Source organism: Pseudomonas akapageensis, assembly GCF_011355085.1.
Lineage (GTDB): Bacteria > Pseudomonadota > Gammaproteobacteria > Pseudomonadales > Pseudomonadaceae > Aquipseudomonas > Aquipseudomonas akapageensis.
In genome coordinates this window covers 39,433-51,738 of record NZ_VXCP01000014.1, presented here as the reverse complement: position 1 = coordinate 51,738, position 12,306 = coordinate 39,433, and the positions used below count along the sequence as shown (strand labels likewise).

12 protein-coding genes are annotated in these 12,306 nt (G+C 58.8%); 1 reads left to right on the top strand and 11 read right to left on the bottom strand.

The genetic code is table 11. The annotated features are described in order from the left end of the window. Nucleotides 1-41 precede the first annotated feature (41 nt). Entirely contained in the window at nucleotides 42-527 is a 486-nt protein-coding gene (locus F2S13_RS11045; protein WP_166360614.1) for an ester cyclase, read from the top strand. A 112-nt stretch (nucleotides 528-639) separates the two neighbouring features. Here F2S13_RS11045 and F2S13_RS11040 read toward each other — a convergent pair whose 3' ends face one another. The 11 genes from F2S13_RS11040 to F2S13_RS10990 all read right to left on the bottom strand — a co-directional run bounded on the left by F2S13_RS11040 (nucleotide 640) and on the right by F2S13_RS10990 (nucleotide 12,285). Further along, nucleotides 640-2,052, bottom strand: coding sequence for an aldehyde dehydrogenase family protein (locus tag F2S13_RS11040; RefSeq protein WP_166360612.1), 1,413 nt, complete (start codon nucleotides 2,050-2,052; stop codon nucleotides 640-642). Nucleotides 2,053-2,067: 15 nt separating this feature from the next. Beyond that, the gene (locus F2S13_RS11035) at nucleotides 2,068-3,111 is read right to left on the bottom strand and encodes a homoserine dehydrogenase (RefSeq protein WP_166360610.1); all 1,044 of its coding nucleotides are present in this window, start codon (nucleotides 3,109-3,111) and stop codon (nucleotides 2,068-2,070) included. Between the two features lie 228 nt (nucleotides 3,112-3,339). Further along, nucleotides 3,340-3,777 (bottom strand): Lrp/AsnC family transcriptional regulator, encoded by a 438-nt coding sequence (locus F2S13_RS11030; protein ID WP_166360608.1) that lies wholly within the window; start codon nucleotides 3,775-3,777, stop codon nucleotides 3,340-3,342. Nucleotides 3,778-3,796: 19 nt separating this feature from the next. Continuing rightward, nucleotides 3,797-5,176, bottom strand: a complete 1,380-nt coding sequence (thrC, locus tag F2S13_RS11025) for a threonine synthase (RefSeq protein ID WP_166360606.1) — start codon at nucleotides 5,174-5,176, stop codon at nucleotides 3,797-3,799. Nucleotides 5,177-5,193: 17 nt separating this feature from the next. After that, the gene (locus tag F2S13_RS11020; RefSeq protein WP_166360604.1) at nucleotides 5,194-6,084 is read right to left on the bottom strand and encodes a LysR substrate-binding domain-containing protein; all 891 of its coding nucleotides are present in this window, start codon (nucleotides 6,082-6,084) and stop codon (nucleotides 5,194-5,196) included. A gap of 44 nt (nucleotides 6,085-6,128) precedes the next feature. Beyond that, nucleotides 6,129-7,556, bottom strand: coding sequence for an amino acid permease (locus tag F2S13_RS11015; RefSeq protein ID WP_166360602.1), 1,428 nt, complete (start codon nucleotides 7,554-7,556; stop codon nucleotides 6,129-6,131). A 150-nt stretch (nucleotides 7,557-7,706) separates the two neighbouring features. After that, nucleotides 7,707-8,993 (bottom strand): cystathionine gamma-synthase family protein, encoded by a 1,287-nt coding sequence (locus F2S13_RS11010; RefSeq protein ID WP_166360600.1) that lies wholly within the window; start codon nucleotides 8,991-8,993, stop codon nucleotides 7,707-7,709. Between the two features lie 254 nt (nucleotides 8,994-9,247). Further along, nucleotides 9,248-9,670 (bottom strand): lipocalin-like domain-containing protein, encoded by a 423-nt coding sequence (locus F2S13_RS11005; RefSeq protein WP_166360598.1) that lies wholly within the window; start codon nucleotides 9,668-9,670, stop codon nucleotides 9,248-9,250. Continuing rightward, the gene (locus F2S13_RS11000; protein WP_166360596.1) at nucleotides 9,667-10,527 is read right to left on the bottom strand and encodes an alpha/beta fold hydrolase; all 861 of its coding nucleotides are present in this window, start codon (nucleotides 10,525-10,527) and stop codon (nucleotides 9,667-9,669) included. The genes F2S13_RS11005 and F2S13_RS11000 overlap by 4 nt, the downstream gene beginning before the upstream one ends. After that, the gene (locus tag F2S13_RS10995) at nucleotides 10,524-11,480 is read right to left on the bottom strand and encodes a VOC family protein (RefSeq protein ID WP_166360594.1); all 957 of its coding nucleotides are present in this window, start codon (nucleotides 11,478-11,480) and stop codon (nucleotides 10,524-10,526) included. The genes F2S13_RS11000 and F2S13_RS10995 overlap by 4 nt, the downstream gene beginning before the upstream one ends. Before the next feature lie 46 nt (nucleotides 11,481-11,526). Continuing rightward, nucleotides 11,527-12,285: an SDR family NAD(P)-dependent oxidoreductase gene (locus F2S13_RS10990; RefSeq protein ID WP_166360592.1), complete on the bottom strand. Its 759-nt coding sequence runs from the start codon at nucleotides 12,283-12,285 to the stop codon at nucleotides 11,527-11,529. Between the last annotated feature and the right edge of the window lie 21 nt (nucleotides 12,286-12,306).

Below are 12,306 nucleotides of genomic sequence, written 5' to 3'. Positions count from 1 at the left end.
TCCGACTCTCCCACAACAGCAATAATCGAAGAGGAAATACCATGCACCGGATATCGATTCGACTAGTCAGCATCCTGGCCTTTCTTCTGTTTGCCCAGTTTTCGGTTGCTGCGGACAAACAGAACACCCTGGACGTGATCAACGCCTACATGGGCGCATGGAATAAACACGACCCCGATGCAGCAGCCCAGTATTTCGCTGAGAACGGAGAGTTTCTGGACGCCTCGGTAGGGGTTCCCAAAGTCGGCCGGGAAACCGCCAGGGTCGAAGTCATCAAGCTGTTTATCGATGCGGTGCCGGATTTGAAATGGCAGATGGTTGGCCAGCCGATCGTCGACGGCGACAACATTGCCTTCGAATGGCAGTTCGACGGCAAAAACACCGGCGCCTGGGCACCCGAGACACCTGCAACCAACAAGCCGTTGTCCTTCAAGGGTGTCAGTTTCATCAAGTTGAAGGACGGCAAGATTGCGTCACAGCATGATTACTATGATGCGTTGTCGTTCAACAAGCAGTTGGGTTGGTAATGGTGCAATGCAGGGTGAGCTGTCAGCTCACCGGAAGTCGAAGAACAACGCATTGGGTGGCTGACTAAGCCTCCCAATGCGACACAATAAGCACTACCTGAATTTCAATCGTTCAGCACAGATTGTTGACGCAGACGACCTTTGGCTGCGTCATTTCCTCGTAAGCGAAACGAACACCTTCTCGGCCGAGGCTGCCATATTTCGAGCCACCGAAAGGCATGGCGTCAAAACGGTAGTCGGACGAATCGTTGATCATCACCCCACCCGCATCGATCCGCCGCGCAGCGCTCAAGGCCTTGCCCAGATCGTTGGTGAAAATCCCGGCGTGCAAGCTGTACTCCGGCTCGTTAGCCAGGGCGATGGCTTCATCGAAGGTGTCAAAGGGTTCAAGCACCACCACCGGTGCAAACACTTCATTGCGCCACAAGCGGCTGGCGTGATCGACCTTCTCCAATACCGTCGCGGTGTAGCACGCGCCTTCCCGTTGGTGCCCGCAAAGTAGCCTGGCACCCTGTTGCAGCGCTTCGGACACGACCGCCTCGGCGTTCTGTGCAGCCTGCACAGTTATCATCGGGCCAATGTCCGTGCTGGACGCGGCCGGGTTACCGGCAATCAATGTCTTCGACAGCGCAACGAATTTGTCGCGAAACACCTCATAAATCGAGGCCTGGATCAACAAGCGTTGGGTGCCGATGCAGTTCTGCCCGGCAGCCCAGAATGCACCCGAGACACAGGACTCGACAGTGCTCTGGAGGTCGCAATCGTCCAGGACGATCACCGGTGCATTGCCGCCCAGGTCCATGGCCAGTTTCTTCAAGCCAGCGCCGCGGGCAATGTGTTCGCCAGTCACGAAACCGCCAGTAAACGAGATCATCCGCACTTCACGGGCAGCAACCAGTGCCTTGCCCAGTTCCGCGCCTCCGGTAGCAACGGTGACTACCGATGCTGGCAGGCCCGCATCGACCAGACAGGCAACCAGCTTGATCGCCGACAACGGCGCCAACTCGGAGGGTTTCAGGATGACGGCGTTGCCACCGGCAATGGCCGGGCCGAGCTTGTGTGCCACCAGGTTCAACGGATCGTTGTACGGTGTGATCGCCACAATCAGGCCCAGCGGCTCTCTGGAGAACCATCCCTGCCGAGACTCGGAACCTTCATAGGCATCGAACGGCACGACTTCACCGGCATTGCGTTTGGCTTCTTCGGCAGACAGCTTGAGGGTGTTGATGCACCGTTTGACTTCCTTTTCCGCCTGCCTGATGGTTTTGCCGGCTTCATCGACGATCAGCCGGGCAAACGAGCCCGCATCGCGCTCGATGTTGCGTGCGGCCTGTTCGAGTATCTGTGCCCTGCGATAACGCGGCAGTCCGGCGCAGACTTGCGCCCCGCTGCGCCCCTGAGCCAGCAAGTGCGGGACATGAGCCGCACACATTTCAGGTACTGTCCCGACGACGCTTCCGTCGAACGGGTTCAGCACATCGATTTGATTTCCCACAACGGCCATGGCCAAGCGCGATAGGCTCATAACGTCTACTCCTGCTTAATGGGTCGAAACAGACTTATGAATGGCGATGATGTCCGACAGCAGAGCGAACGCCGTTTCGATACGGCCTGCACCTGGACCTGAGACGGTGACCGGTCCCAGCAGCTCAGTGTTGAACGACACCGCATTGATCGCGCCCGAAATGCCCGCCAGCGGGTGATCGTTGTTCAGCAGCTTCGGTTCGACACTGGCGCTGACCGAACCATCGGCGTTGCGCCTGGCGGCACCGATAAGCTTCCAGCGAGCACCCTTTTGCACAGCACTTTCAATATCACTGAGGCCAAGTGCCGAGATACCCCGGCAGCTGACATCACTGACACTCAGCTTGGCATCGAGCAATTCATTGGCCAGAATGACCACTTTCAGGCGCACGTCATGCCCTTCGACATCGGCGGTCGGATCGGCCTCGGCATACCCCAGTTCCTGGGCCTTGCTGACGGCCTCGGCGAAACCCAGGCCGCCTTCCATGCTGGTGAGGACGAAGTTGGACGTGCCGTTGAGGATCCCCTCGAAGCCGGTGATGGAGACGCCGGCCAGCGACTGTTTAGCCAGGCGGATAACCGGGGTCCCGCTCATCACCGAGCCCTCATATTCAAAGGCGACGTTGTTGCGTTTGGCCAGGTCTTTCAATTCAGCGGCATGCAGGGCAATCGGCCCCTTGTTGGTGGTGACCACATGTTTGCCGCCTTCCAGGGCCCAACGGCAGAACGAAGTGGCCGGCTCGCCGTCCACCGGGTTGGTGAAGGTCGCCTCGGCAATGATGTCGGCGCCGGATTGCTTGATTACGTTTTCATTGAAGGCTTCGGCAGTACCACCCGGCAACTGCGCCAGAGCACCCTTGACCGCTGGAAGGCTTGCCAGCAGCCCCGCATCCAGCCCGTCGCGGCCAACGATGGAACCCAGAAAGAGGTCGGTGACACCGACGATTTTCAACGTGAAGCCGAGTTCGGTTTTCCAGGCTTCGTTACGCTCGGCAATCAGTTGGGCCAACCCGCGATTGACACCACCGAAGCCTACCAATGCGATCTTGTATTCAGTCATTTCTGTTGCCTTCCATCCGGGTCATTAATCAATGAGCACTAGGTTAGGACGGCGGCCCTGGCAGTAAAATATGGCTGTTTGCTCTATTTCATGGTCGTTTTAACCAGCACCCGGCCAAAGTGCACAGGCATAAAAAAAGCCAACAATCGTTGGCTTACTCCTCGTTCCCGGCAAGACGCCATCGCTGGCATGCTGAATGCCGCTCGATTGCAGGCAGAGAAAGGGATTTTAAACAACAGCGGACAACACAAACGAAGTCACGGTGTTTTCCACCCCCGCCATGGCGGATATTTCATTCCAGACTTTATGCACCCGCTCGGGGCTGGAAGCACCGACACGAACCATCAGATCGAATTCCCCGCTCATCACATCGCACTGGATGATCTCCGGTATTTTCTTGAGTGCCTGCAAAACATCCGCGCCGCGCATGCGGTCATAGCGATAGACGAAAATCACCGCATTGATATTTGCCGACGGTTGGCGACCGTCGCCTGTACGTATCGTATAGCCCTGGATGGCGCCATCACGTTCGAGTCGTTCGATTCGCTGGCGCACGGCATTACGTGACAGGTTCACCTTGGTGGCGAGCTCGGCATGGGCCGCCCGGGCATTCACGGTGAGCTCGGCGATGATGCGCTCATCGAGAGGATCCAGAATTCGCTTCATTGAGCCCCCTGCTGCGTCCTCACAGGCCGCTCAGCACCTGGTGAATGGTTGCAAGATCGTCGCGCTCAATGCGCCAGGCCTGCTGCTGTGGTTGCGCCACCGGGATGCTTCGCGTCGACGCCGGCATGATCCCCAGTTCCCCCAGCAGTGCCGCCGATTTGACCGGCGAAATCTCGCCCAGGGTCACCATGGGCGCGACCATGCTCCGTCGGTAGAGCCGCGCGGCCAGTACACCGGTGGCGGTGTGCGGGTCGATGACATAACCGGTGTCCCGGTGCAGCGTGGTGATTTCATTCAGGGTCTCGTCATCGCTGACCGAGTAGGAATCGATGATCATCCGTGCCTGCAACCAGAACTCATTGGCGATCGTCATCTCGCCACTGGACTCGAATTCTTTCATCAGCCCGCTCACCGCCTGGTCATCGTGCCCATAGAGCTCCCACACAAAGCGCTCGAGGTTGGCGAATATCGACAGGTCCATGGCTGGCGACAGGGTCTTGTTCGCCCGCAACCTGGAGTAGTGATTCTTCAGAAACAGCTGATGCAACGCATCGTTCTGGTTGGTGGCGACGATGATCTGATTGATCGGCAAGCCCATTTTTTGCGCAATATAACCGGCATAGACTTCCGCGAAGCTGGCCGCCGGCACGCTGAATCCTATGGGTCGCTGGCCGCCACCCAGTTGCAGGGCAGCGTGAAAATAAAACGCCAACTGAGCCATCACACTGACCCAGTTGTTCGAGTTGAAACTGATCGCCTGGCATTGTGTTAATGGCCAGTGTTGGAACAGTTGCGCGACGATCGTCTGGCAATCGTCGAAGCTGCCGTTCACGGCGAACTTGAACAACCGTGGGTGAGTGGCCGCCTGCAAATGCTGCAGCTGATCCTCAGGCACACCGGTTTGCGGGTAGAACACCACGACGGCTGTTTCATTGCAGTCCTTGAACGCCTCGATCGCGGCAAGGCCGGTATCACCGTTGGTCGCACCCAACATCACCGCCCGCTGCTTGCGCTTGCCGAGAAAATACTCGACCAGACGCCCCTGTAGTTGCGCCGCGAAATCTTTCGAAGCGCGGGTGGGCCCATGGAACAGTTCCAGCACCCACTCATTGCGGTCGACCTGATGCAACGGCGCGATGGAGCGATGGCTGAAGGTGCTGTAGGCATCCTTGAGCAGGTGTTTGAAGTCTGCCTCCGGTATCGACTCGCCAACAAAAGGGCTCATGACGCGGTAGGCCAGTTCGTCGTAGGGCAACCAGGACCAGTTGGCGATCTCCTGCGCACTGAACACCGGCAGGCTGACCGGCACATAGAGCCCGCCGTCCTCGGCAATCCCGGACAATACAATCTTCTCGAAGTCGGCCTGAACAGCCGAGCTTCGTGTGCTTACATAGTGCATAGGTTTACTCCGGCCACTCATTTGTAACGATGTGCCTGCTCGACCAGCCAGGTGGAAAACATGACCGCGTCGGGATGCTGATCGGCGCCTGAATCACGGACCAGGTAAAACGATTCGCTGGCCTCGATCCTCCGCGCAAAAGGTTCGATCAGCCGGCCGTCCTTGAGCATCTCATCGACCATGGACGAGCGAGCCAACGCGATGCCCTGCCCCAGTTCGGCCATGCGCAGCGTCGAAATGAGGGTGTCGAATTGCATCCCTGTGGAAAAGTCGACGGCGTCCGCGCCCACCCTTTTCAACCAGTAGCCCCAGCCTTCCTCGTAGCCCAACACGTGGAGCAAAGGGTGCTGCGCGACATCGCCGGGTACCAGCAACGGTGAGCGCGCCATCAACTCAGGCGAGCAAACCGGAAACAGGGTGTCCCAGGTCAGGCGCTGGGACACCAGACCCGGCCATTGACCATGCCCCCAGCGGATTTCCATGTCGTCCTCGCCGTCGAGTTCCTTGACCCAGATATTGCTGATGTAGCGGATGTCCACATGGGGATGAGCCTGGCTGAAGTCGACCAGCTTCGGCGCCAGCCAGTGCACGAAAAAAGACAGGCTGCCACGCACCTTGATTGGTCGCCGTTTGTGCTGGCCGAAGATCTCATTAGTACCGACTGCCAGCCGAGTGATCGCATCCTGCACGACCGGCAAGTAAGACTGGCCTTCTTCGGTCAAACTCAATCCACGCGGCAGGCGCTTGAAAAGTGCCACACCCAGGTGGCTTTCCAGTTGGCGGATTTGTTGGCTGATCGCCCCCTGGGTCAAACACAACTCTTCGGCCGCATGGGTGAAGTTCAGACAACGGGCGGATACTTCAAACGCACGAAGCCAATTGAGTGGGGGTAACGTCTTTTGATTCATTGCCTGCACCTCATTGACGACCCCCGATTCTAGCGCCGCTCAAGTCACTTCGCAGGGTGCGCCAATGGGGCAATGGTCGAGAGGCGACGCTCGCGGCCTTTGCGGGTGATGAAGTACACGAAGTAACACCAGGCAATGAACGGCACACCGAAGTACAGGGCCACGCGCTGCTCGGGGTCAAAGGCAATCCCCACGCAGGACAGCAGGCAACACGCCAACGCCCCCAACGGCACCCACGGATAGCCCCGTACACGGCACGCCAGATCCTTGATATTGCCGCCGTTGGCCACATAGTGGCGACGGAAGGCGATCTGACTGGCGGCAATACTCATCCACACCACCACCACGGCCAGGCCGGAAATGGAAACCAGCGCCAGGTAAATGGTATCCGGAGCAAACACACTGCTCAGCAGCGATGCCGCACCACCGACCATACTCAAGACGATTGCGTTGAAAGGCGTCCCCATGCGGGTCAAGGCAGAGAATTGCTTGGGCAAATGCCCTTGGTCACTCAAGGTCCAGATCATCCTCGAAGCGGCGTACAACCCGGAGTTGGCGGCGGACAACAGCGCAGTGATGATCACGAAGTTCATGATATCGGCGGAGTACGGGATGCCGATGTAAGTGAACACGGTCACGAACGGGCTTTCGACCAGCCCGGCCTGTTCGCGCGGCAGCAAGGTCGCCAGGACGAAAATGGTCCCCACGAAGAAAATCGCCAGGCGCAGTACCGTTGTGCGAATAGCCCGCGGCACATTGCGTTGAGGATCCTTGGTTTCCCCAGCGGCAATACCGATCAACTCAGTGCCGGAGAAGGCAAAGGACACCGCCAGCAGGGTCATGGCAATCGACATGAAACCGGTGGGAAACAAGCCCTCGCGGGTAAAGTTGCTCAACCCGATGCTGTGTGCCTGATCGATGTGAAAGACACCGATGATCGCCCCGCCACCGACCACCAGAAACGCCAGTACCGTCAGCACCTTGACCAGCGACAGCCAGAACTCGGTTTCGGCAAACAGCCTGACGGAAACGACGTTACTGATGAACACCACGCCAGCAAACAGCGCGCTCCAGATCCACACCGGTGTATCCGGGAACCACCGCACCATCAGGATACCGGCGGCGGTAAATTCGGAGCCGATCGCCACCGTCCAGGTCAGCCAATAGAGCCACGCTACCGTGTAGCCGGTGCCCGGGCCTAGAAAGCGTGTTGCGTAGGTACTGAACGAACCGGTTTCCGGCATCTGCACCGCCAATTCGCCCAGGCACATCATGACCATGTAGACCATCACCGCGCCGATGATGTAAGCGATAACCGCGCCCAATGGCCCTGCCTGATTGACGGTATACCCGGAGGTCAGGAACAGGCCGGTGCCAATCACCCCGCCGAGGGCCAACATGACAATGTGGCGAGTTTGCATTTCCTGTTTGAAACCGACGCGCGCACTTGATTGTTCTTCTTTTATGGACATATCTGAATCTCATGAAAGTTGTTAGGGCAAAATAAATTTCTGCAGTAGATGACTCGGCAGAGCACCATCGAATTGCCGCTAAATCTTGTTATTATTCCTCTTCATGAATACCCCATGCGCAGCCCTGCCATGGGGTTTAACGTTCTAACGTCAGCTGGCCACCTCTGTGCAACACTCACTCGATGTGTGTGCGATGTTCGACAGGTTGTTTTCATCCCGCGTACTTCTGACAAACTTGAATGCCTGTTTCAGATCGTCGATAAGATCATCGGTCTCTTCAATACCGACCGATACGCGTACCAGGCCTTCGGAAATCCCCAGGGCCAAACGTTCTTCCAGGGTATTTTCCACATGGCTGGTGGTCCTGGCCGGGCCATAAATGGTTTCGACCGCACCGAGGTTCCCGGCACAGTGGGCGTAGCGCAATTGCGGCAACAACACTTTGACCGTGTCCATACCGCCGACCAGGACAAAACTGACAATGGCGCCGAACCCGCGCATTTGCGCACAGGCCACCTCATGGTTCGGGTGCTGGGGCAATCCGGGATAGTTCACCGATTCGACCAGGGGCTCATTGCACAAGAACTCTGCCAGGGCCTGGGCGCTTTGTTGTTGTTGGCGCACGCGCAATGCCAGGGTTTTCATGCCACGAATGATCAAGTACGCCGAGAAAGGATCGAGCGCAGCACCATTGATTTCGCGGTAATGACGCACTTTGTCCATCAACGGTTCAACACCGCAGACCAGACCGCCCAGTACATCACCATGGCCGCTGAGAAACTTGGTGGCACTGTGCACAACCACATCCACACCGAGCGCCAGGGGGTTCTGATTCAAGGGCGTGGCAAAGGTGTTGTCGGCAACTACCAGCGCGCCGACACGCTTGGCCGCTGCAACCAGTCGTTTGATATCGACAATTTTCAGCGTCGGATTGGTGGGTGTTTCCAGGTAAAGCAGGTCACAGCCCTTGGCGATTTCCCGTTCGATTTCGTCATGGTCGAAGGTTTCGCACAAGGTGACACTGACGCCCATCCGCGGCAGGAACTCTTCGAAAATCTTGTTGGTGCCACCGTAACTGTCTTTGGTGGAAACCACCCGATTGCCATGGGCCAGAAAGGTGTACAACACACTGCTGATCGCGGCCATGCCAGTGCTGAACGCCACCGCCGATTCAGCGTTTTCCAACGCACAGATCTTTGCCTCGAGTGTCGCGACGGTCGGGTTGCTCATGCGGCTATAAATAAAACCTGGCGTCTTGCCCAACGCAACGTCATACCAGACATCGATATCGTCGTAACCGTATGCAGCGCTGACAACAATGGGTGTTTGCGTAGCGTTATAAGGATGCCGAACTTGCTCCCCGCCCCAGACAACTTTCGTCCCCGTTCCGACGTTATCACGCCTCGTGTTTTCCACGATGCCAGGTTGATTTTTCATTATTAACACCCGCAATGAATGATGGCGATTATTTGCCACTTCGCTTGTTCTGGGCGCCAATATAGTCAAAAGCCTCACCGCGGAGAAACGATGATATCGGGGTCAAAGGGTCGGTTTTATTAATGGCTGATGATGCGCGAGGGGGGTGTTCGAAATAGCGGGGTGCCGGATTTGGCAGTGCAGTTTTGAAATGCTGGAAGCAAACGAACCCACTCCTGTGGGTTCGTTTTGTTGTTCTCACCGTTGCAAGCAGATCATGCCCGCTGCCAAAGCAACCTGGCGGTGCGCGCCTCGCTGGTGCCCTCTTCAAGTCGAGCAGTCAAAGCCAGTACATCGCCCTCCAGGATCGCCACACGTTTTTGTGACCCGCCTTCCCAATTCGGGAACAGGCTGTGTTTCACGTGGTGAAGGATCACATCGCCTTTTACCTCGTAATCGCCCGCATAGGTCAGGTAGCTGCCATAGGCTCCGGCCTTTTCGGCGTCGTCGGCCGACCACTGGCCACCGCTTTGGAAGTGCTGGCGATCTTTCTTTGCAATCACACAAAACATGCCGAAGGGGCCGTACTCGATGAAACCCTCCAGCGCCTCGCCCATGGGGTGCAGCACGCGGCCGTCGTCGTAGACCTGTTCCCACGACAGGATGTTCCAGCGTCCACGAATGATGTCTTGATTCATGCTGCGTCCTCTTTTGGCTCATGACATAGAAAGTCTTCGAGCAAGCGGGTGAAAGCCTCGGCTTGCTCGATCTGCACCCAATGGCCGCACTCACCGAACACATGCAGTTGCGCATGGGGGATCAGGCGCACCATGCGTTCCGAAACCTCCAGCGGGATGACCTGGTCGTCGCGACCATGGATGATCAGCGTGCGTTGGGGCAGTGCACGCAATGCCGACTCAGGCAGTGCGAGCATTTCCACGCCTTGTTGGCGCGGTGCCGGAAACAGCCGGGCAAAGCGTGTTTGCACGTCGTCGCGCACGCTGGCCTCGAAGCGCATGCGCACCAGGTCATCGGTGATCAGGCCACGGTCATGGGCGAACACCCCCATCAGTTCACGCATGGCCTGGAGCGAAGGCTGATAACCCCAGACTTTTTCCAGGCCGTCAGTGATCGGGAAGCTCAGGCCGACCGCGCCCATCAATACCAGGCGCTTGACCCGCTGCGGGTAGCGATGGGCCAACGCCAGGGCGATGGCACCACCAAAGGAGTTACCCACTACCGAGACCGAAGGCAGGTCCAGGGCATCGAGCAATCCGATCAGTTGGGCGACCCAGGCATCGGGGTCGAGCGTCAACGTGGAGGGGCACTGGCTGTAGCCGAAGCCGAGCATGTCCGGGGCAATCACTCGCGCGCGCCGCGACAGCACCGGAATCACTCCGCGCCAGTTGGCCCAGGCGGTGACACCGGGGCCGGAACCGTGGATCAGCAGGATGGGCTCGCCGCTGCCCTGGTCGTGATAGTTGAGGGTGCAATCGCCGATCCGCAGGTTGCAGCCTATTTCCGGCAATGCGGGGGTGTACTGAACAGGATTCATCGGTTTTTCTCTGCTGGGTTGGGCATCGCCACCGGTGCGCGCACGCCGCGTGCGGCAAGTTGCTTGAGAATTTGCCGGGCCGCCTCGCGCTTTTGCGGCGCCAGCCAGGTGCGGTCATGGCCCCACAGGCTCATGCCCGGCAGCTCCTCGATCTGCCAGTCCGGGCCGATGGTGCGCGCGGCCCAACCGAGTTCGAACATCCAGCCATCCGGGTTTTTCAGGTAGAACGAGGTGACGTGATCATTGATATGGCGGCCCAGGGTCACGCCGATGGAGTCGGGGTTTTCCAGGGCCATGTCGTAGGCACGACCGACATCATCGAAGTCGTTGTACTCGAGCATCAGGTGATAGACCCCTGCACCGGTGCCCGTGTCGGCCAGGCCGAGGGTGTGGTGCCGCGGGTTGACGTGGAGGAACTCCACCTTGAATGGCGCGCTGGCCCGGTCACTGACCTTGAAGCCCAGCACCTCCTTGTACAGGTGGCACATCCTTTCGAATTCGCCGGTCATCAGGGCAACATGGCCGATGCCCAGCTCGCCGGTGCGAAAACCGCCGATCGGCCGTCCCGGATGCAGCGGCTCGGCAGTGTCGGCCAGGCCCCAGACCACTTCGATACGGTTGGCGTCCGGGTCACGGAAATGGAACATTGCCTTGACGCCGCGCAGGGCAATTTCCGCCGCCGTGCCGTCCACCACCGGATAGCCCGCCGCCTCGAGGGCTTGCCTGACCCTTTGCAGAGCGGCCGCGTCGGGCACCTCGAAGCCCATTGCCAAAGATGCCGGGCCGGACGTGGCGAGCAGCAGCAGGCGCTGGACCTTGGCGTCCATGCGCAGGCGCACGGCAACATCGGGCTCGACCACATCGACGTGCAAGCCGATATGGTTGCTGGCCAGCGGCAGCCATTGCTCCAGATAGGGAGTGTGGACAACCACATAGCTCATCGCATTGATCATGCTTGTTCTCCTTTGAGGAAGCGGGCGACGGCAACGCGACCGGCAATTACGCCGCCGACATCCCGCCATCGATCGACAGCGTGGCGCCGGTCACATAGGACGATTGCTCGGACAGCAGCCACAGCACTGCCGCGCTGATCTCATGCGGCTGACCGATGCGGTGCATGGGCACGCCGTCGTCATACATATGCTCGTCACCGCTGGTCACGCGGTCGAAACTCGGGGTCTTGATCGGCCCCGGGCAGATTGCGTTGATACGAATGCCGCGCGTGGCATAGTCGAGTGCGGCGGCGCGGGTGGCACCGACGATGCCGTGCTTGGCGGCAACGTAATAGGCCGCCTGGGCCATGGCCTTGAGGCCGAAGATCGAAGCGTTGTTGACGATCGCTCCACCCCCGCTCTGCAGCATCGCGGCGGTCTCGTACTTCATCATGTACAACATGCCCTTGAGGTTGATATCGATGACCTCGCTGAAGTCCTCGACCGGGGTCTGGTGCACATCGGTAAAGGCTCGCTGCAAGCCGGCGTTGTTGAACGCGCCGTCGAGGCGGCCGTAATACTTCAGGGCCAGCGCCACCAGCGCTTCGCAGTCGGCGGCGTTGGCAACGTCCGTCACCCGGAATAATGCCTGGCCACCACTGGCGACGATCTCTTCGACCAAGGCCGCACCGGCCCGGGCATTGCGGTTGCCCACGACCACCCGGGCACCGGCGCTGGCCAGGGCCAGGCTGGTGTCGCGGCCCATGCCGCTGCCACCGCCGGTGACGATGATGACCTTGTCCTGCAAGTCGTATTGAGGGCTCATGGTGGCTCCTTTACTCAATTG

Coding starts and splice junctions, on each gene's coding strand:
- F2S13_RS11045 (WP_166360614.1), top strand. CDS start 42: ATGCACCGGATATCGATTCGACTAGTCAGCATCCTGGCCTTTCTTCTG.
- F2S13_RS11040 (WP_166360612.1), bottom strand. CDS start 2,052: ATGAGCCTATCGCGCTTGGCCATGGCCGTTGTGGGAAATCAAATCGAT.
- F2S13_RS11035 (WP_166360610.1), bottom strand. CDS start 3,111: ATGACTGAATACAAGATCGCATTGGTAGGCTTCGGTGGTGTCAATCGC.
- F2S13_RS11030 (WP_166360608.1), bottom strand. CDS start 3,777: ATGAAGCGAATTCTGGATCCTCTCGATGAGCGCATCATCGCCGAGCTC.
- thrC (WP_166360606.1), bottom strand. CDS start 5,176: ATGCACTATGTAAGCACACGAAGCTCGGCTGTTCAGGCCGACTTCGAG.
- F2S13_RS11020 (WP_166360604.1), bottom strand. CDS start 6,084: ATGAATCAAAAGACGTTACCCCCACTCAATTGGCTTCGTGCGTTTGAA.
- F2S13_RS11015 (WP_166360602.1), bottom strand. CDS start 7,556: ATGTCCATAAAAGAAGAACAATCAAGTGCGCGCGTCGGTTTCAAACAG.
- F2S13_RS11010 (WP_166360600.1), bottom strand. CDS start 8,993: ATGAAAAATCAACCTGGCATCGTGGAAAACACGAGGCGTGATAACGTC.
- F2S13_RS11005 (WP_166360598.1), bottom strand. CDS start 9,670: ATGAATCAAGACATCATTCGTGGACGCTGGAACATCCTGTCGTGGGAA.
- F2S13_RS11000 (WP_166360596.1), bottom strand. CDS start 10,527: ATGAATCCTGTTCAGTACACCCCCGCATTGCCGGAAATAGGCTGCAAC.
- F2S13_RS10995 (WP_166360594.1), bottom strand. CDS start 11,480: ATGATCAATGCGATGAGCTATGTGGTTGTCCACACTCCCTATCTGGAG.
- F2S13_RS10990 (WP_166360592.1), bottom strand. CDS start 12,285: ATGAGCCCTCAATACGACTTGCAGGACAAGGTCATCATCGTCACCGGC.